The organism is Thiocystis violascens DSM 198 (genome assembly GCF_000227745.2).
Lineage (GTDB): Bacteria > Pseudomonadota > Gammaproteobacteria > Chromatiales > Chromatiaceae > Chromatium > Chromatium violascens.
The window spans coordinates 2,353,626-2,370,767 of sequence record NC_018012.1 but is presented as its reverse complement, the minus strand read 5'-3'; the positions used below and the strand labels follow the sequence as shown (position 1 = coordinate 2,370,767).

General features: G+C 61.8%; 19 protein-coding genes. 8 read left to right on the top strand and 11 right to left on the bottom strand.

The features are described 5' to 3' along the window. Position 1: 1 nt before the first annotated feature. The 8 genes from THIVI_RS10485 to cysG all read right to left on the bottom strand — a co-directional run bounded on the left by THIVI_RS10485 (position 2) and on the right by cysG (position 7,478). The gene (locus tag THIVI_RS10485; RefSeq protein WP_014778569.1) at positions 2–580 is read right to left on the bottom strand and encodes a TerD family protein; all 579 of its coding nucleotides are present in this window, start codon (positions 578–580) and stop codon (positions 2–4) included. Continuing rightward, positions 565–1,731 carry a phosphoribosyltransferase domain-containing protein gene (locus THIVI_RS10480; RefSeq protein ID WP_014778568.1) on the bottom strand — a complete coding sequence of 389 codons (1,167 nt, stop codon included), beginning with the start codon at positions 1,729–1,731 and terminating at the stop codon, positions 565–567. Before THIVI_RS10480 ends, THIVI_RS10485 begins: the two co-directional genes overlap by 16 nt. Next, the gene (locus THIVI_RS10475) at positions 1,728–2,756 is read right to left on the bottom strand and encodes an ATP-grasp domain-containing protein (protein ID WP_014778567.1); all 1,029 of its coding nucleotides are present in this window, start codon (positions 2,754–2,756) and stop codon (positions 1,728–1,730) included. Before THIVI_RS10475 ends, THIVI_RS10480 begins: the two co-directional genes overlap by 4 nt. A 19-nt stretch (positions 2,757–2,775) precedes the next feature. After that, on the bottom strand, positions 2,776–3,372 hold the full coding sequence (locus THIVI_RS10470) for a TerD family protein (RefSeq protein ID WP_014778566.1): 597 nt from the start codon (positions 3,370–3,372) through the stop codon (positions 2,776–2,778). A gap of 121 nt (positions 3,373–3,493) precedes the next feature. Beyond that, positions 3,494–4,177 carry a TIGR00266 family protein gene (locus THIVI_RS10465; protein WP_014778565.1) on the bottom strand — a complete coding sequence of 228 codons (684 nt, stop codon included), beginning with the start codon at positions 4,175–4,177 and terminating at the stop codon, positions 3,494–3,496. Between the two features lie 73 nt (positions 4,178–4,250). After that, positions 4,251–4,829 carry a TerD family protein gene (locus tag THIVI_RS10460; RefSeq protein ID WP_014778564.1) on the bottom strand — a complete coding sequence of 193 codons (579 nt, stop codon included), beginning with the start codon at positions 4,827–4,829 and terminating at the stop codon, positions 4,251–4,253. A 171-nt stretch (positions 4,830–5,000) separates the two neighbouring features. Beyond that, on the bottom strand, positions 5,001–5,948 hold the full coding sequence (locus THIVI_RS22760; RefSeq protein WP_014778563.1) for a lytic transglycosylase domain-containing protein: 948 nt from the start codon (positions 5,946–5,948) through the stop codon (positions 5,001–5,003). A gap of 108 nt (positions 5,949–6,056) precedes the next feature. Further along, positions 6,057–7,478 carry a siroheme synthase CysG gene (gene cysG / locus THIVI_RS10450; protein ID WP_014778562.1) on the bottom strand — a complete coding sequence of 474 codons (1,422 nt, stop codon included), beginning with the start codon at positions 7,476–7,478 and terminating at the stop codon, positions 6,057–6,059. A 97-nt stretch (positions 7,479–7,575) separates the two neighbouring features. Between cysG and THIVI_RS10445 the strand changes: the two genes are divergently transcribed. From THIVI_RS10445 to THIVI_RS10425, 5 genes are all read left to right on the top strand, one after another. Next, entirely contained in the window at positions 7,576–7,899 is a 324-nt protein-coding gene (locus THIVI_RS10445) for a rhd_2599 family sulfurtransferase (protein ID WP_014778561.1), read from the top strand. 144 nt (positions 7,900–8,043) lie between these two features. Continuing rightward, on the top strand, positions 8,044–8,274 hold the full coding sequence (locus THIVI_RS10440) for a sulfurtransferase TusA family protein (protein ID WP_014778560.1): 231 nt from the start codon (positions 8,044–8,046) through the stop codon (positions 8,272–8,274). Positions 8,275–8,415: 141 nt separating this feature from the next. Continuing rightward, positions 8,416–8,895, top strand: coding sequence for a sulfur carrier protein DsrE2 (dsrE2, locus tag THIVI_RS10435; protein ID WP_014778559.1), 480 nt, complete (start codon positions 8,416–8,418; stop codon positions 8,893–8,895). A gap of 280 nt (positions 8,896–9,175) precedes the next feature. Continuing rightward, positions 9,176–9,955, top strand: coding sequence for a dienelactone hydrolase family protein (locus THIVI_RS10430; protein WP_014778558.1), 780 nt, complete (start codon positions 9,176–9,178; stop codon positions 9,953–9,955). Positions 9,956–10,041: 86 nt separating this feature from the next. Further along, positions 10,042–10,383, top strand: a complete 342-nt coding sequence (locus THIVI_RS10425) for a zinc ribbon domain-containing protein YjdM (RefSeq protein WP_014778557.1) — start codon at positions 10,042–10,044, stop codon at positions 10,381–10,383. Positions 10,384–10,535: 152 nt separating this feature from the next. Here the strand turns inward: THIVI_RS10425 and THIVI_RS10420 are convergent, their stop codons facing one another. Beyond that, entirely contained in the window at positions 10,536–11,810 is a 1,275-nt protein-coding gene (locus THIVI_RS10420; RefSeq protein ID WP_014778556.1) for an OmpP1/FadL family transporter, read from the bottom strand. A 142-nt stretch (positions 11,811–11,952) separates the two neighbouring features. Here THIVI_RS10420 and THIVI_RS10415 point away from each other — a divergent pair, with 142 nt between their 5' ends. The 3 genes from THIVI_RS10415 to THIVI_RS10405 all read left to right on the top strand — a co-directional run bounded on the left by THIVI_RS10415 (position 11,953) and on the right by THIVI_RS10405 (position 14,405). Continuing rightward, on the top strand, positions 11,953–12,861 hold the full coding sequence (locus THIVI_RS10415; protein WP_014778555.1) for a LysR family transcriptional regulator: 909 nt from the start codon (positions 11,953–11,955) through the stop codon (positions 12,859–12,861). Positions 12,862–12,936: 75 nt separating this feature from the next. Continuing rightward, positions 12,937–13,338, top strand: a complete 402-nt coding sequence (locus THIVI_RS10410) for a hypothetical protein (RefSeq protein ID WP_014778554.1) — start codon at positions 12,937–12,939, stop codon at positions 13,336–13,338. Continuing rightward, a complete protein-coding gene (locus THIVI_RS10405) occupies positions 13,335–14,405 on the top strand; it encodes an AI-2E family transporter (protein WP_014778553.1) in 1,071 nt (356 codons plus the stop codon). Before THIVI_RS10410 ends, THIVI_RS10405 begins: the two co-directional genes overlap by 4 nt. A gap of 90 nt (positions 14,406–14,495) precedes the next feature. Here the strand turns inward: THIVI_RS10405 and THIVI_RS10400 are convergent, their stop codons facing one another. Then, positions 14,496–14,753 (bottom strand): FmdB family zinc ribbon protein, encoded by a 258-nt coding sequence (locus THIVI_RS10400; protein ID WP_014778552.1) that lies wholly within the window; start codon positions 14,751–14,753, stop codon positions 14,496–14,498. A gap of 187 nt (positions 14,754–14,940) precedes the next feature. Beyond that, positions 14,941–17,133 carry a malate synthase G gene (locus tag THIVI_RS10395; RefSeq protein ID WP_014778551.1) on the bottom strand — a complete coding sequence of 731 codons (2,193 nt, stop codon included), beginning with the start codon at positions 17,131–17,133 and terminating at the stop codon, positions 14,941–14,943. Positions 17,134–17,142: the final 9 nt, after the last annotated feature.

Below are 17,142 nucleotides of genomic sequence, written 5' to 3'. Positions count from 1 at the left end.
CTTAACCCACGTTGACGCCGTGTTGCAAGGCGAGCGCACGGAGTCCGCCGGCATATCCCTGGCCCACGGCCTTGAATTTCCAGTCGCCAGCGTGCCGGTAGATCTCGCCGAAGATCATCGCGGTCTCGGTCGAATAGTCCTCGGAGAGATCGAAGCGGACGACTTCAAGATTGTTGTCGCGATTGACAACCCGGACGAAGGCGTTGGCGACCTGGCCGAAATTCTGCCTGCGGGCGTCGGCGTCGTGGATGGTGACCACGATCACCAGACGCTGAATCTCGGGCGGCACCTTCGACAGTGTCACATGTACGGATTCGTCGTCACCTTCGCCGGCGCCGGTCAGGTTGTCGCCGGTGTGCTCGACCGAGCCTTCGGGCGAGGTTTTCTGATTGTAGAAGATAAAATAGGCGTCGCTCGGCACCTTGCCGTCTTCCTTCACCATGAAGAGACTCGCGTCGAGATCGAACGCCTGCCCATCGGTCGCGCGCGCGTCCCAGCCCAGGCCCACGAGGACGTTTTCGAGATTGGGCGCCTCTTTGCTCAGATTGACGTTGCCGCCTTTGTTCAAACTGATGGCCATAAATCCTCCATTGAGTGCGAATAGCGATAGGTCAGACAGTTGGACCCCAGGTGTTGCATCAGATCGCCCAGACCTTCGAGCGGCGTTTCATGGCAGACGATGATACGGGCGAAATCGTCGGGATCGACGTTATACAGATAATTCCGGATGCCTTCCCCGTAATTGTCCGCGAAAACGAGTCTGTGTCCAATGTCGGCGCCGGGCAGAATCGGCGAGCGGGTGGTCGCCTGCACCGCGACGGCGAATCCGCGCGATTCCAACTCCAGTCCGACCCGAAAGGCGAGGTGCATGAATTCCCCAGTGCCGAGAACCAGGATCGGCGCCCCGGGGGGCAGTCCGACGGACAGACTCTCACGATCCGTCTCAGAAATCGAGATGGGCCGATCGATGCCGAAGCGTCCAAGATGGTCGGCGATCTGACCGGGTTTGCGCCGGTTGTCGCCCACCGCAGCCGGCGCTGGTTCGTGCTCCCAGTCGGCTGCCGGCTGGAAGGAAAAATCCGCGTGGAGCGCCGCCACGCACCGAACCGGCAGTCCCAATCGTTCTGAAAATTGGTCGGCGCTAGGTTCGCCGCTGAAGTTGGTGATCGCCACGAAATGCACCCGTTCGAGTCGCGGATTCCGCGTCCGATAGGCCGCGACCAGATTGCAGAGGGTGGAACCGGTGCTGATTTCATCGTCCACCACGATCAGTTCGCGGGCTGTCTGGAATAATTCCCGATGACGTGCGTTTAACGGCTCATAGAGCATTTGATCGGGCGCGTGACAATGGGGCTCCTGAAACTCCAGGAACGGACGTCCCGCGACGCGATACCGGGTGGAATGTAGAAAGAGCGCGTCGGCCTCGGACCGTTGAGTCAGCGCCGCCTCGAAGACACCTTGTCCGAGACCTGTCGCCGTCTCGGCCATCGCCATGAAGGCCCAGGGGCCTGGCCCCAGGTCCAGCGCGGACGCCAGATACTCATGCACCCGCAGCATCCGCGAGGGCGCCGCCGGCCAGTGTTTGCCCAGCACCTTACTGAGAAACAGAAAGCCTCGCTTGGGGTTGTTGCGGGCGGCGAAACCGCAGAGTTCATCCAGCGGAAACGCGGATTCGCGCACCTGGACATCAAGGATTCCGGTGGGCAGTTCCGCCCGGTGCGATTCGCTCAAACGTGATCCTCGACCCGGCGGAAGTGGGCCAGTTCCAGCACGCGGACACCGCTGTCGACCTTGTGCGCTTGATCGGAAAATCCGTGCGTCAAGCCATGCAACGCCAGATAGGGGAGGTTGATACCGACCGCTCCCGCGTAACCGATGCCGCCGGAGAATCGGGGGTTGATCTCCAGCAGGCGAAAGCCGTTCCGCCCTTCCCGAAATTGCACGTTGAACAGTCCGAGCAGCCCGAAAGCCTCGGTCATCTCGCGGATGGCTTGCGTGAGTTCGGGGATGTCGACGATCTCCTGGCCGTACCCGCCCGCTTTTGATTTTCGCCGCTGGACGGCGGCGATGAGCCGCTGGCCATCGCCGACGCAATCGACGCTAAATTCATATCCTTCGAGGAATTCCATCAGCAGCAATGTTTCAAAGGTCTCCGACTCACTCAGGAGCCGCCGCAGGCCGTCGCGATGAATCGAATAGAGCGCGTTTTGCAGCAGGATTTCCAATCCGCCGCGCTGCTCGTCGATGACGCGAAAACCGGCGCCGTTGACGCCCTCGGCGGGTTTGACGCACAGCACCTCGTGGGAGGCGCGCAACCGCGCATAGGCCGTCTCGAATTCATCGGCCGTGCGAAATTCCAGGTAATCGGGCGGCGGAATGGAAAAGCGCCGCGCCTCCGCGTAGAAGCGCGCCTTATCCATCAGTGTCGTTAGATGGTCCGCCGACGCTGGCGTCAGGACGCGCACACCTTGTTCGGCAAAGCGCTCCTGGTGCGCGGCCAGCCATTGAACGCCCTTGCCCGGCCAGAGGAAATCGATTCGCCGTTTCCGGCAAAAACCGAGACAAAAGTCGAGATAGGCCTCGCCGACCGTACCGGTCGGTTCCAGTGCGAATTCGTGCGCCGACAGAAAGCCGGGGAACTCCTTCTGGGTGTGCGAGCAGACCAGATGGAATTCGCCGGCTTCGTCGCCCTGACGGACGAGGTCGAAAACGGCACGGACATTGGAAAAGGTTCGGTTGAACCAGACGCGGGTCATGGTGCCGTCGCTGTCGGATTTACAGATGCGGCTTGATCTGCGGCAGCAGCTGTTCCGCCGTCCGGCCCTGTCCGACCTCGCCGATGGCGTGCATCTTCCATTCGCCGCCGTGACGATAGACCTTCGCCATGATCATGGCCGAATGACTGCCCTGACAGCTCAGGTCGTAGCGCGCGATCTCGCTGTTATTGCTGCCGTTGATGATGCGGCAGTAGGCATTCTCGACCTTGGAGAAATCCTGGCCGGTGAAGTTGTTGACGGTAAAGACCAGGCTTTTCACGTTGGCCGGAACCGCCGCGAGATCGACCTTGATCTGTTCGTCGTCGCCTTCGCCCTCGCCGGTGCGATTGTCGCCGGTGTGCTCGATGCTGCGATCCTGGCTGCGCAGTTGACGGAACCACACGGTATCGACCAGATTCCCCGGCTCGTCGAAGAGCAGGCAGGAGGCGTCGAGATCGATGCTCTCGCCACCGCCACCGCCGAAGAGACCGCCCAGCATGCCGCCGCTCTTGCCCTTCGCGGCATCCCAGCCGAGGCCCATGACGATACGGGTCAAGCCGCCGCCGGCTTCCTTCTCCAGCGAGATTTTCTGACCTTTCTGCAGGCTGATACCCATCTCAAGATTCCTCGATGTGAAATTGATTGATTAATCGCTTAAACCGCGCCCGCTCCGATAGGCACAGAGGCTGCCGAGGTTGCTCTTATTAAAAAACATCGCCGACCGCGCCGAGCGCGGTTTAATGGGCCTGCGGTTGGAATAATCCGCGGTTGCGCGAGCAGATCACGACCTTGCCCTGGCCCCGAAAGCGGAGCACCAGACCCTCGCCGGAGGTCACCGAATTGACGATGTTCCCGAAGAACCCGCCCCCGGTCTGCGGCATGCCGACCTCGTACTGCAGATTGGACGACCAGGCCACCGCATGGTTGTTGTCGATCACGGTTTCGCGATCAGGCGCGATGTCAAGCGTGAAGATCGAGCCGAACCCGGACACCGCCAGTTTGCCACGCCCCGTCGCCTCCATGATGACGAATCCGCCGGTGCCGCCGAACAGCCCGCCGCCGACCGTGTTCATGCGCGCGCGCACCTCGACGGAGGAGTCCGCCGCCACGAAACTGCCATCCGACAGCGTATAGGCATCGCCCGGCCCAACATCGAGCAGTTCGATCGAGCCTGGAAGGGTGGGCGACAGCAGACAGTCGCCGTCGCCGCTCACGGCCTCGATTTCCTGCTGAAACAGCGATTCGTCGGTGGCCATGCGCCGCAGCAGGGCACGCCCCAGACCGCCGCGCAGTTGGCCCTTGACCTGAAGCGCTGCCTCCATCATGACCATGGCGCCCGATTCGCAAAAGATCTTTTCGCCCTTTTGCAGACTGACGTGCAGGAAGGGATCGATCTCCCCGGTGACGGTGAACGTGGGCATTGGCTGAGTCCTCCCGGCAAGGTGTCAGGGATAAAGCACCAGCAGGGGCGGGTTTGAAACCCGCCCCCGACGGTCAGCCAACATTCACCCCATGGTCCTTCGCCAGCGCATTCAGACCGCCGGCGAAGCCTTGGCCGACGGCCTTGAACTTCCATTCCGCGCCGTTGCGGTAGACCTCGCCGAACACCATGGCGGTCTCGGTCGAGTAGTCCTCCGACAGATCGAAGCGGGCCAGTTCGGTGTTGCTGTCCTTGTTCAGCACGCGCATGAAGGCGTTGCGGACCATGCCAAAGTTCTGGTTGCGGGTCTCGGCCTCGTGGATGGTGACCGCGAAGACGATGCGCTGAATCTGAGCGTCGACCCCCGGCAGATTGATCGAGACGGTTTCGTCGTCGCCTTCGCCGGCACCGGTGGTGTTGTCGCCGGAGTGGACCACGGCGCCATCGGGCGAGGTCTTCTGGTTGTAAAAGATGAAATGCCCGTCGGACAGCACCTTGCCGGTCTCGCCGACCAGAAAGACGCTGGCATCCAGATCGAAGGCCGCGCCATCGGTGGAGCGGGCGTCCCAACCCAGCCCGACGAGCGCATTGATCAGGCCCGGATCGGTCTTGGTCAGGCTGACGTTCCCGCCTTTCTGCAAACTGATTGCCATGTGTATTTCCTCGGGTTGGTGATCGGGCGATCATTTTAAGGATCGCTGCCAAATCAAAGTCAGGGACGCGCTAGTTTAGTCGACTCGCTGGCGCGATGGTATAAGGGCTTTATCAGGTTCCGCGTTCATTGCCACGGGAACCCGGTCTTGGCGATAACTCGACAGAACCGCTTAACGACGCTTGGCGGCGACTGCCCTGGACAGTTGATTTGCATAACGAGGTGGTGTCATCCGCAAGCTGGAAACCTTCAGCGCGAGAGGGGAGGGCGAACGCGACGACACCCTGGTCTGTATGGCGCGCGACCGCGAACTCGCGACTCGATTGAATTCGGGCCTGAACTCGGGCCGCCTGACTGTCGACTGCCAGACCTGATCGGTTACTGGCCGAGCGGTGTCGGGTTCGTTGCGCCGGACGCCCCCGCCAGCCTTGCCGCCGCCAGCGGTCGCCATCGCGGGCGTCAAGGCGATGCCGGTCGCCTCGCGCGCCCGCGCGGAATAGGGGTCGATGCCCTTGCTGCCGAGATAGCTCGTCAACACCTGATGGGTATACCGCTGGGTCTCGGCATAGGAGACGAAACCGCCGCTGCGTTCCAGCGCGCCCTCGCCAGCGTTATAGGCCATCACCGCCGCGCCGATGTTGCCGTATTTGTCGAGCAGACGCTTGAAATGGCGCATGCCGGTGTTCAGGTTGGTCTCCGTCTCGAACAGGGCGTCAGGATTTTGCACGCCATAATCCGCCGCCGTCTCCGGCATCACCTGCATCAAACCGATCGCGCCCGCCGAGGAAACCGCCTGCGGGTTGTAGGCGCTTTCCGCGCGGATGAGCGCGTGCGCCAGGTCGCGATCCAGGCCATGCTGGCGCGCGGCCTGGTCGACTTTGGACTTAAGTTCCGTGCGCTGGGGGGCTGGTTTGGGGATTGGCCGATCAGGCGAACTCGGCCGTGTCGGAACCCTGTCCGACGCGTCTTGCCTCAAATCCGTGGCCGTTTCCTTGGGGCTGTTCGGCTTCGCTGGTTCAATCTCCTCGCTCGCCTGGGACCAGGCTGGATTCAGGAGCAGGCCGAGCAGAAGCCAGTGCGCGGCGCCAGAGTTTGGCGTCGGTGTCGTCGATGGATGCATTGTCGTCAATTCCATGTCACATGCGCTGGAGGCGAAAGGCAAAAAGAAGGATACCCAACGAAGCCGCAAGGTGGATCCTGCGTGAAAACAGCCGAATTCACCCGCAGCCTAAACAATCGGCGTGGTCGCCCCCTCGACGGGCACGTCGGGCGGGCGGAACCAGTTCAGCTTTTCGCGCAGCGTGACGACTTCGCCGACGATGACGAGCGTCGGTGGTTGCGGCGGGTCGCTCGTGACGACGTCCAGGATGGTCGCCAGAGTGCTGGAGTAGACCCGTTGCAGATGGGTCGTGCCCTGCTGGATCAATGCGATGGGCATCTCGGGCGAGACGCCATGGGCGATCAGTCGCTCGACGATGACCGGCAGGCCGACCAGGCCCATGTAAAAGACGACCGTCTGGTTCGGTTGGGCGAGCGCGGGCCAGTTGAGGTTGATGGTGCCGTCCTTGAGATGGCCGGTGACGAAGGTGACGGACTGGGCATAATCGCGATGGGTCAGCGGGATGCCGGCATAAGCGGCGCAGCCGGAGGCGGCGGTGATGCCGGGGATGACCTGGAAGGGCACGCCCTCGGCGGCTAGGGTGTCGATCTCCTCGCCGCCGCGCCCGAAGATGAAGGGGTCGCCGCCCTTGAGCCGCAGCACCCGATGCCCGTCCTTGGCGAGATCGGCGAGCAGCCGGTTGATTTCCTCCTGACGCATGGCGTGATGGTTGCGCTCCTTGCCGACATAGATGCGGCGGGCGTCGCGACGTGTCATTTCGAGGATGGGCGAGGCGACGAGACGGTCATAGACCACCACGTCCGCCTGTTGCATCAGGCGCAGCGCGCGAAAGGTCATGAGATCCGGGTCGCCAGGTCCGGCGCCGACCAGATAGACCTCGCCCATATCGGATTCCAGTGCGTCCGGGGCCAGCTCGCGTGCAATGACGGCTTCGGCCTCCGCGAACTGGCCGGCGAGGATGCGCTCGGCGACGGCGCCCTGCAGCACCCGGTCCCAGAAGCGGCGGCGGTCGCGCGCCTCGCTGAAGCGTGTCTTGACCCGTTCGCGGTAGCGTCCGGCGAGGTCGGCGAGCCGGCCGTAGCCGGCGGGGATCAGCGCTTCGAGCCGGGTGCGCAGCATCCGCGCCAGTACCGGCGAGGTCTTGCCGCTCGACACGGCGATGGTGACGGGCGAGCGGTCGACGATCGAGGGTAGCAGGAAGGTGCAGGCATCGGGGTCGTCGACCACGTTGACGGGGATGCCCGAGCCGCCAGCGAGTTCCGCGATGCGTCGGTTGACGTCACGGTCGTCGGTGGCGGCGACGATCAGGGTGTGACCGGGAATGTCGGTTGGCTCGAAAGGGCGGCCGAGGTGGCGACATTCGCCTGTCTCGGCCTTGCGGGCGAGCGACTCGCACAACCGCGGCGCGACGACCGTGATCGCGGCGCCGGCGCGCAGCAGGTTGCTTGCCTTGCGGGCCGCGGTCGTGCCGCCGCCGACGATCAGGCAGGATTTGCCCTTCATGTCAAGAAAGATCGGGAGGAGTTCCATGGTTATGTTCAGCCGCGAAGACCCCGCAGGATCGTTGAGTTGATTGTCAAAAGTCCTTAATATACTTAATTAGTTTGTTTTGTGGTAGGACGACACTGTGATCATCGAGATCGATTCCGAGTCGCTGCGCAAGCGGCTCACGGATGGCGAGGAGGTGCTGCTCGTGGATATTCGCACCCCGGCCGAGATTGCGCAGGGCGCCATCCCCGACGCTGTATTGATACCCATGCATCTGATCCCGCTGCGCCTGAGCGAGTTACCCAAGGATCGGGAGGTGGTGCTGTATTGCCGTAGCGGCGCGCGCTCGTATCAGGCCTGCGCCTATCTGATGCAGCAGGGCTATGACCGGGTTCTGAATCTGCGCGGCGGAATCATCGCGTGGGCGCGGCATGGATTCCCCATCGAGACGCCTGCCTTTTGAGCGAGCGGCGTTGTCAGGTTTGAGCTTCGTCTTTCCGGGGTGAGCGCGGGATCGCGCCCGCTTGCCTTTTTGTAGTCTTTCGCCTATAAACCCGAATCCTTGTGTCTACTGATATTCTAAATAGCCCCAGACTGGAGGTACTCCATGGCAGATTTCGATCAAGAACTTGACGCGAGCGGCCTGAACTGTCCGCTGCCGATCCTGCGCGCGAAGAAGACCCTGAATGCAATGGCGAGCGGTCAGGTTCTGCATATCGTCGCGACCGATCCCGGTTCGGTGAAGGACTTCGATGCCTTCGCCAAGCAGACCGGTAACGAATTGACGGAGTCCCGTGAAGAGGGCGGCAAGTTCCATTTTCTTATCAAGAAATCCTGAACTCGGTAAGCCGCGTTTGACTAGGGTACGCATGGTTTTCGAGCTGGATTCGGCCTTGCGTGAACTCGCCGCGAACGCGGTTTCAATGATCGACTCATCACAATAACCCGCGCGCCTGAACCGCGCAGCGAGGAGGACTCGATGGAACCAAAAAAGCTTGCAATCATCGCCACCAAGGGTTCGCTGGACTGGGCCTATCCGCCTTTTATTCTGGCCTCGACGGCTTCGGCGCTGGGCTATGAAACGCAGATTTTCTTCACCTTCTATGGTCTTCAGTTGCTGAAGAAGAATCTGGCTTTGGAGGTGACTCCGCTTGGCAATCCGGGCATGCCGATGCCAATGGGCATGGATAAGTGGTTCCCCGTGCTCGGGATGACGCTCCCCGGCATGCAGGGCATGATGACCGCGATGATGAAGAAGAAAATGAAGGATAAGGGCGTCGCGAGCGTCGAGGAATTGCGCGAGCTGTGTCAGGAGGCCGAAGTCAAGCTGATCGCCTGCCAGATGACGGTCGATCTGTTCGATATGGACAAGAGCGACTTCATCGACGGCGTGGAATACGCCGGCGCGGCGGCGTTCTTCGAGTTTGCCGGCGAGAGCGATATCTGTCTCTATATTTAAACCGCGTCTCGCCGATCGCCTTGATTGACCGCGACGCGGGGGTAAAAGCGAAAACGACGTTTTTCGCTCGGGACGCGGTTTAGCGCTGGCCGGTCAATCGACCGGCCACCCATTGCACCCGCATCTTGACGGTTCGACTGGCTGGATTTCAGGCGATGCCGTAGCGCTCCGCCCGAATGCTCTCCATTCGATCCTTGCGCGGTCCAGCGCGAAGATTTGGATCCATCCACACCGCGATGCTCATCTCGACACCCTCAGGTATCCTCACGGGAGAAATCCAATGCTTCGGTTGATCGGAATGCTCTTTTTGCTGGCGGTCGGAACGGTCGTCCACGCCGAGGTTCAGTCCAAAGCGATCACGTATGACGACGAGGGGACGCCGCTGACCGGCTATCTGTTTTGGGATGACGCGCTCAGCGGTCGGCGCCCCGGCATCCTGGTGGTTCACGAGTGGTGGGGACTGAACGACTATGCGAAGGAGCGCGCGCGCATGCTTGCGGAGCTGGGCTATGTGGCCTTTGCCGTGGATATGTACGGCGGCAATCGTGTCACCGACAAGCGAGAGCAGGCCAGCGAGTGGATGCAGGAAATCACCGCGGATGTCGATCTCTGGCGCCAGCGCGCTAGCCGGGGTCTGGCGCAACTGCAAGCGAGCGATCTCGTCGACACCGCTCGCATCGCCGCGATCGGCTATTGCTTCGGTGGCGGCACCCTGTTGCAGATGGCCTATGGCGGGACCGATGTCAAAGGAGTCGTCAGCTTCCACGGCTCGTTACCCGCCGCGCCGGCGGAGGTCAAGGGCAAGATCCAGCCAAGGCTTCTGGTCTTGCATGGGCAGGCCGACAGCTTTGTCGCGCCGGAGGTCGTAACCAACTTCCAGAACGCGCTGGAAGCGGCTGGTGCCAACTGGGAAATGGATCTCTACGGCGGCGCGCGGCACGGCTTCACAAACCCGAATGCTGGCGAGTACGGCATGGAAAATCTGAAGTACGACGCCCAGTCCGACACCCGCTCCTGGCAGCGGATGCAGGTCTTTTTTAACGAACTCTTCGGCGTCTGAACGCAATGAGTCCCTGGGGCAGGGCCGCTTCTCCGTGGAGCGCGCCTTGTCACGCCATCCTTTCGGCCACTCACTCTGGAAACCCGATGTCATCTTTCCCGCTGTGTCTCCAATGCTCCGCCGACAACGTCTATTCCGACGGTACCCTCTACATCTGTCCCGAGTGTGGCCACGAATGGCCGATGGATGTGGCGGTTGGCGATGACGAGGGGGCGGAGGGGGTGGTGCGGGATGCCAATGGCATCCCGCTCGCGGATGGCGATACCGTGGCGCTGATCAAGGATCTGAAGGTGAAGGGTTCGTCCACGACGCTCAAGGTGGGCACCAAGATCAAGAAGATTCGATTGGTTGGCGGCGATCACGAGGTCGATTGCAAGATCGACGGGGGTAGCTTCATGCTGAAAGCATGTTATCTGCGCAAGGCGTGAGGGATCGGGATGCTTGCCGTCCACGCTTGTTCCTGGTTAGCCCTGGATGTCGCGGACGAGTTACCTCACTGCCATTAAGTGAAGCCGTTCGTGGTTCGAGAGCCTCAACACGAACGGCTTCACTTAATGGCAGTGATGAGTTCCCTGGGATTTCAGAAGACCTTGACGATCTCCACACCGAGCAGATGGGCGTCCATCGAGTAGTCGCCATTGAGTGCGTCGGTGCCATTGAGGTCGCCGCCGGGGACATAATGGGTGCCGCCCCGATAGTCGCGATCCCGTGCCACGACGTACATGTAGCCCGCTTCCACCGAATACCCCTGCCCCAGCGTCTGGGCGAGACCGATGCTGAACAGGTGACGGTCGTTGTCCGGCACTCTGGCGCTGAAGTGATCGTCTCCTTGACCGGTTTCATCGTAGGAATAACCGACGCGCAACTGAGTCGCGGGGCGCAACTGGTAGGTCGCGCCGAGACGGTAGGCGTTGGCGTCATCCCAGTTGTTGGCATCGTTGAAGATCAGCGTCCCCGTCTTTTTACCCTCGATTTTCAGATTTCTGAATTCGCTCCAGCCAGTCCGGGTGACGTCGAATTCCACGGCCAGTCGGTCATTGAAGGCGTAACGCGCGCCAATTTGCAGTCGCCAGGGCAGGTTGACATCCAACTCGGCGGATTGCGCGGGCGCCAATCGGCCCATCGTGACCAGCGTTTGGCTGAGCGGGGCGTAGTCGCCTTCGAGACTCAGGGTCGCCGACGAGCGGAAGGCTGCACCCAGGCTCCAGGGGCCTTGCCGGTAGAGTGCGCTGAGGTTGAAACCGAGTCCGGTGCCGTCGCCGCTGAGTTGCCCGGCGGTCGAGTTGAGTTGGGCGGTCTTGGCCCAATACACGTCCAGTCCGGCGGCGAGGCTTAGATCGTCGGTGATTCGATAGGTCGCGGTCGGGCTGAAATCGAGAATCTCCAGTTTGCTGGCGGTCGGATGTCCGCGCGGGAGATTCCGAGGCGGCGGCAGTGTGCTGACGGCCGGAAAGGTGCCATCCTCCCAGCGCGTCTCCAGCCCGAACGGAGCGGTCAGACCCAGACCGAGCCGCCACTGATCGTTGAGCTTGAACATGCCCTGAAGCATCGGGCCAGCCAGCCAGTCCGCGCCCTGACTGTCGTGATCGCCGCTCGCGGTGTCCACGCTGAAACTGGGGCCGATCAGAATCGTCCCGGCCGCGAGACTGGAGGCATCATGGAAGCCCATGGCGGCGGGGTTGTAGGGGAATGCGCCCGTTTCGTTGGGGTTGGCGACCATCGCGTTGGCGGTCCCCAGGCCGGCGGTGGAGGCTTCAGGCAGCGAAAAACCCGCCGCGCCGGCTGGATTCTGGGCATTCACCGCGAGCGCCGCCAGCGCGAAACCGATCGACTGGCTGGTCCTGTTGTTGATCATGGAAAGTTTCCTTAAAGAATCAGTATTCTCTATCAGGTATTTGGCGAATCGAACGCGCCGCGAAACAGCAACTATCTCGCAACCGACCGGCTATGATATAAGCATTTTCTATGTAGGTATCTCGTAATAGAGTGATATCTCGATGGCTGATCGTAGACTTCAGGTGTTTCATACGGTTGCACGGCTGCTGAGTTTTACCAAGGCCGCGCAGACGCTCCACATGACGCAACCGGCGGTGACCTTCCAGGTTCGCCAGTTGGAAGAACACTTCAACACCCGCTTGTTCGACCGCACGCACAACCGGATCAGTCTAACCGATGCCGGGCGCAAGGTCTGCGAATCGGCGGATCGCATCTTCGAGCTGTATGCGGAGATGGAGAACGCGGTCCGGGGGATTACCGGTCAGATCAGTGGCGTGCTCACCATCGGTGCCAGCACCACGATCGCCGAATACATGCTGCCGCCCCTGCTCGGAGACTTCAAGGAGCGCTATCCGGAGGTCGCCATCCATCTCAAGGTCTCCAATACCGAGGGCATCGTGTCGATGGTGGAGAACAATGCCATCGATCTCGGCGTGGTGGAGGCTCCGGTCGCCAATAAAAATCTGGTGGTGGAAATCTGTAAACAGGATTATCTGGTCGCGATCATGCCCCCCAGCCATCCGCTGGCATCGCTTCCGGAAGTCACCTTCGAGCAACTGCTGGAATATCCCTTCATCTGCCGCGAGGAAGGCTCGGGCACCCGCGAAGTCATCGGCGACTATCTCCAGCAACAGCCCGAGGGTCATGCCACCTTGAAGATCGCAATGGAGCTGGGCAGTCCGGAGGCACTCAAGGGCGCGGTCGAAGCCGGCATGGGCGTCTCCGTGGTCTCCGGGACGACCGTTCAGAAAGAGTTGAAGCTGGGGACGCTGGTCGCGCTCCCTCTGGATCCGCCGTTGGCCCGGCCCTTTTCCTTCGTGCACCAGAAGCAGAAATTTCGGCTGCGCGTGATGGAGGAACTCCTGGAATTCGCCCGTGACTATTGCCGCGCACAATGCAAACGCACCTAGCCCGTTCGCCCGCCGACCCGCTCTCAAGCAAGCGTTTCACCCGTTGGGGCGCAACGGCATCCACGGGAGATTGATATGCTGACCCGGACATCGGAGTCGGCGGACGGGAGACGGCTGGCGAAGCTGTTTCAGGGATTGTCCGCGACCGACCGCCAGACCCTCCTCGCCTTTGCCGACTTTCTGGCCCAGCGCGCCCAACCCGAGCGCCTCGGGGAGGAGAAAGAACCGCGCGAACCGCGGGCTCTGCCGCGTCCCGACACGGAAAGCGTGGTCGGGGCGATCAAACGCCTGTCCCACACCTATGACATGCTCGACCGCGGGCCGCTGCTCAACGAGACATCGGCCCTGATGTCCGCCCATGTCCTCCAGGGCCGCGGCGCCATGCAGGTCATCGATGAACTGGAAGCCCTGTTCGCCCGTCATTATCAGGACTATCGGGCCAAGTACGACGCCAACGACGAGCCGTCATCCGTATGAATATTGTCGCAAACTGGTTTCAGCGTCATTTATCCGACCCACAGGTTGTCTTTCTGGCGTTACTTCTGTCGATCGTCTTCGCGGTCGTGCTCACCCTGGGCAATATGCTTGCGCCGGTGCTGGCGAGCATCGTCATTGCTTATCTACTGGAGGGTTTGGTCGGTTATCTGGAGCGGCGCGGCATGCCCCGTCTTCCCAGCGTGCTTCTGGTGTATACGCTTTTTTTGTTGTTCGTGGCCCTGGTTCTGCTCGGTGTCATGCCATTGGTTTCGCGACAGATCACCGAACTGGTACAGCAGTTGCCGAACATGATCTCGGAAGGGACCAATGCGCTGACGGCCTTGCCCGAGAAATATCCTGAACTCGTGACCGTGGCCCAGATCGACGAACTGATCGCCGCGATCCGCTCCGAGGCCGTCACATTCGGGCAACACGTCGTTTCCTGGTCGCTGGCAAGCGTGGTCGGGGTGATCACGATCCTGGTCTATCTGATCCTGATGCCGCTGCTCGTGTTCTTTTTCATGAAGGACAAGAATCTGATTCTTAACTGGTTTCGCTATCAGCTACCCAGGCATCGCGGCATTGCCGGCACTGTCTGGAGGGATGTTGACCGGCAGATATCCAACTACGTGCGCGGCAAGGCGTGGGAAATTCTGATCGTCTGGGGCACCAGCTATGTGGCCTTCTATGCCTTTGGACTCAAGTACGCCATGCTGCTCTCCCTGCTGGTCGGGCTGTCGGTCATCATTCCCTATGTCGGCGCCACGATCGTCACCCTGCCGGTGCTCTTGGTCGCCTGGTTCCAATGGGGGTGGTCTTCGCAGTTCGCCTGGTTGATGGCGACCTATGGCATCATTCAGGCATTGGATGGCAATGTGCTGGTTCCGCTGCTCTTTTCGGAAGTCGTGAATCTGCATCCGGTGGCGATCATCGTCGCCATCCTGGTCTTCGGGGGGCTCTGGGGATTCTGGGGAGTCTTCTTCGCGATACCGCTGGCGACGCTTGTTCAGGCCATCCTGACCGCCTGGCCGAAGCGACCGGAGGCGGAGCAGACCGGCGTGGCTTGATTCGGACACCCTGGGCGTGCCGAGTGCAACTCGGCGCTCCCAGGATTTATGTTTAATTCGGGTTAACCAAAACGACGGGCAAGGCTCTTCTCAGTTCAGTCCGCACATGCCTCCCGCGCAGCAGGAACCGGTCGCACAGGCCGGAGCATTGCCGCTGCCGAGGCTGCGACTGGAAATGACATTCCCGCCTGTCGCCAGACGATGCACGGGGGCATCGGTCGGCGTGTCGCCAGTCTCGAGACCGGCGCGCGCGCAAAGCTCGCCCCAACTGCTCAGACTCTCGCTCATCCGGTGGGAAATCTCGACCACGCGGTTATTGGTGTCGCAACGGTAATCGTAGGTGGGCATCATCATTCTCCAGGGTCGTTTGACAAATGTTCAGTCGCGTCTTGGTGGCGGACGCGGTTTAAGGCAGCGGATTATAGGCGAGGCCGATCAAGGGGCAAAGTCCGCTCGGGCGCCCTGGCTTAAGAGGTCGAGATCTGTCGGAACGGCTGGCGAGCGCCGCCCGAAAGCGGTTGTCGCAAGAATGATGTCAGGAATCCGCTCGCGTGCCATCCAATTGCTTGCGTCGTCGGCGCATGGCATGCAGCCGGGGTTCGGTATAGCCGTTCGGGGCCGCTCGGCCCTGGAAAATCAGCTCGCGGGCGGCCTCGAAGGCGATGCCGTCGAAGCCAGGCGCCATGGGCCGGTAGCACGGATCGCCGGCATTCTGACCGTCCACCACGCCCGCCATGCGTTGCAGCGTTTCCAGCACCCGTTCCCGACTGACAACCCCATGATGCAGCCAGTTGGCGACCTGCTGACTGGAAATGCGCAGGGTCGCGCGGTCTTCCATCAGACCTACGTTCGCGATGTCCGGCACCTTGGAACAGCCCACGCCCTGATCGATCCAGCGCACCACATAACCCAGAATACCCTGACAGCAGTTGTCCAGTTCCTGCTGGATTTCCTCGGCGGTCCAGGCCGGATCGAGCACTGTCGGAACCTGCAGAAGATCGTCCAGACTGGCGCGGCGCCCGCCCCGTGCCAGTTCGGCCTGAACCTCGGCCACGTCGACCTGATGATAGTGGATGGCATGCAGGGTCGCGGCGGTTGGCGAGGGCACCCAGGCGCAGTTGGCGCCGGCCTGAGGATGCGCGATCTTGCTCGCGAGCATGGCGCGCATCTCGTCCGGCATGGTCCACATGCCCTTGCCGATCTGAGCGTGTCCGGGCAGGCCGCAGGCCAGACCCACATCCACATTCCAGTCCTCGTAGGCCAGGAGCCAGGGCTGGCGCTTCATGTCGCCCTTGCGCGGCACCGGACCGGCTTCCATGCCGCTATGAATCTCGTCGCCGGTGCGGTCGAGAAAACCGGTATTGATGAAGATGATCCGCTCGCGGGCGACCCGGATGCATTCTTTGAGGTTTACCGTGGTGCGACGCTCCTCGTCCATGATACCGATCTTGACCGTGTTGACGGGAAGACCCAAGGCCGCCTCGACGCGCGCGAAGAGGTCGACGGCAAGCTGGACCTCCTCGGGTCCGTGCAGCTTGGGCTTGACGAGGTAGACGCTGCCGGCGCGCGAGTTGCGCCGCGCGCCGACATCGGGGTGCACGTCGTGCAGCGCGCACAGGACCGTGATCATGGCGTCGAGCATACCTTCCGGCACCTCCTGGCCCGCGGCGTCGAGCACGGCGTCGGTGGTCATCAGATGGCCGACCGTGCGCACCAGCATGAGCGCGCGGCTGGGCATGGCCAAGGTGCCGCCGCCGAGCCGGATATAGTTGCGATCAGGTTCCATCGCGCGTTCGACCATCCGGCCGCCCTTGCTGAACTGCACGGTCAGATCGCCTTTCATCAAGCCGAGCCAGTGGCGATACACGCCGACTTTGTCCTCGGTATCGACGGCGGCGACCGAGTCCTCGCAGTCCTGAATGCAGGTCACGGCGGACTCCAGCAGGATGTCCGCGATCCCGGACGGGCTCTCCCTGCCGATGGCGTGCTCGCGGTCGATCTGGATCTCGATATGCAGTCCATGATGGACGAGCAGAATGGCCGAAACCTGTTCCGGACTGCCGCGGTAGCCGATGAATTGCGCCGGATCCGTCAGCATGGTCTGACTGTTATCGGGGAGACAGACGACCAGCTTGCCCTGTTCGAGCTTGAATCCGCACGCATCGCCGTAGGAGCCGCGATTGAGCGGGACGGTCGCGTCCAGAAAGGCCGCGGCGCGCGCGACCACCGCCGCCCCGCGCTCGGGGTTGAAGTCGTGACCGCGCTTGAGATGATCCTCCTCCGGAATCGCATCGGTTCCATAGAGCGCGTCGTAGAGACTGCCCCAGCGCGCATTGGCCGCGTTCAGGGCATAGCGCGCATTGCTCAGCGGCACCACGAGCTGGGGGCCGGCAATCGCGGCGATTTCCGGGTCGACATTGGTGGTGCTGACCAGGAAATCCGGTCCCTCGGGAACCAGATAGCCAATCTCGGACAGATAGGCGCGATAGGCGTCCAGATCCAATTGCTGGCCGCGGCGCTCGCGATGCCAGGCGTCGAGCTGCGTCTGTAGCGCGTCCCGCCGGGCGAGCAGCTCGCGATTGCGCGGCGCAAGCTCGCTCAGGATTGCGCCGAAATCTCTCCAGAAATCGTCCGGGGCAATCCCGGTTCCTGGAGCGATCTCGTTGCTGACCAGGTCATACAAGGGTTTGGCGACCTTGAGGCCGCCGGTCTCCAGTCGTTCGATCATCGTCGCGAT

Bases quoted from the DNA above. Each gene is read 5' to 3' on its own strand.
- THIVI_RS10485 (WP_014778569.1), bottom strand. From the start codon at position 580: ATGGCCATCAGTTTGAACAAAGGCGGCAACGTCAATCTGAGCAAAGAG.
- THIVI_RS10475 (WP_014778567.1), bottom strand. From the start codon at position 2,756: ATGACCCGCGTCTGGTTCAACCGAACCTTTTCCAATGTCCGTGCCGTT.
- THIVI_RS10470 (WP_014778566.1), bottom strand. From the start codon at position 3,372: ATGGGTATCAGCCTGCAGAAAGGTCAGAAAATCTCGCTGGAGAAGGAA.
- THIVI_RS10465 (WP_014778565.1), bottom strand. From the start codon at position 4,177: ATGCCCACGTTCACCGTCACCGGGGAGATCGATCCCTTCCTGCACGTC.
- THIVI_RS10460 (WP_014778564.1), bottom strand. From the start codon at position 4,829: ATGGCAATCAGTTTGCAGAAAGGCGGGAACGTCAGCCTGACCAAGACC.
- THIVI_RS22760 (WP_014778563.1), bottom strand. From the start codon at position 5,948: ATGCATCCATCGACGACACCGACGCCAAACTCTGGCGCCGCGCACTGG.
- cysG (WP_014778562.1), bottom strand. From the start codon at position 7,478: ATGGAACTCCTCCCGATCTTTCTTGACATGAAGGGCAAATCCTGCCTG.
- THIVI_RS10440 (WP_014778560.1), top strand. From the start codon at position 8,044: ATGGCAGATTTCGATCAAGAACTTGACGCGAGCGGCCTGAACTGTCCG.
- dsrE2 (WP_014778559.1), top strand. From the start codon at position 8,416: ATGGAACCAAAAAAGCTTGCAATCATCGCCACCAAGGGTTCGCTGGAC.
- THIVI_RS10430 (WP_014778558.1), top strand. From the start codon at position 9,176: ATGCTTCGGTTGATCGGAATGCTCTTTTTGCTGGCGGTCGGAACGGTC.
- THIVI_RS10425 (WP_014778557.1), top strand. From the start codon at position 10,042: ATGTCATCTTTCCCGCTGTGTCTCCAATGCTCCGCCGACAACGTCTAT.
- THIVI_RS10420 (WP_014778556.1), bottom strand. From the start codon at position 11,810: ATGATCAACAACAGGACCAGCCAGTCGATCGGTTTCGCGCTGGCGGCG.
- THIVI_RS10415 (WP_014778555.1), top strand. From the start codon at position 11,953: ATGGCTGATCGTAGACTTCAGGTGTTTCATACGGTTGCACGGCTGCTG.
- THIVI_RS10410 (WP_014778554.1), top strand. From the start codon at position 12,937: ATGCTGACCCGGACATCGGAGTCGGCGGACGGGAGACGGCTGGCGAAG.
- THIVI_RS10405 (WP_014778553.1), top strand. From the start codon at position 13,335: ATGAATATTGTCGCAAACTGGTTTCAGCGTCATTTATCCGACCCACAG.
- THIVI_RS10400 (WP_014778552.1), bottom strand. From the start codon at position 14,753: ATGCCCACCTACGATTACCGTTGCGACACCAATAACCGCGTGGTCGAG.
- THIVI_RS10395 (WP_014778551.1), bottom strand. From the start codon at position 17,133: ATGATCGAACGACTGGAGACCGGCGGCCTCAAGGTCGCCAAACCCTTG.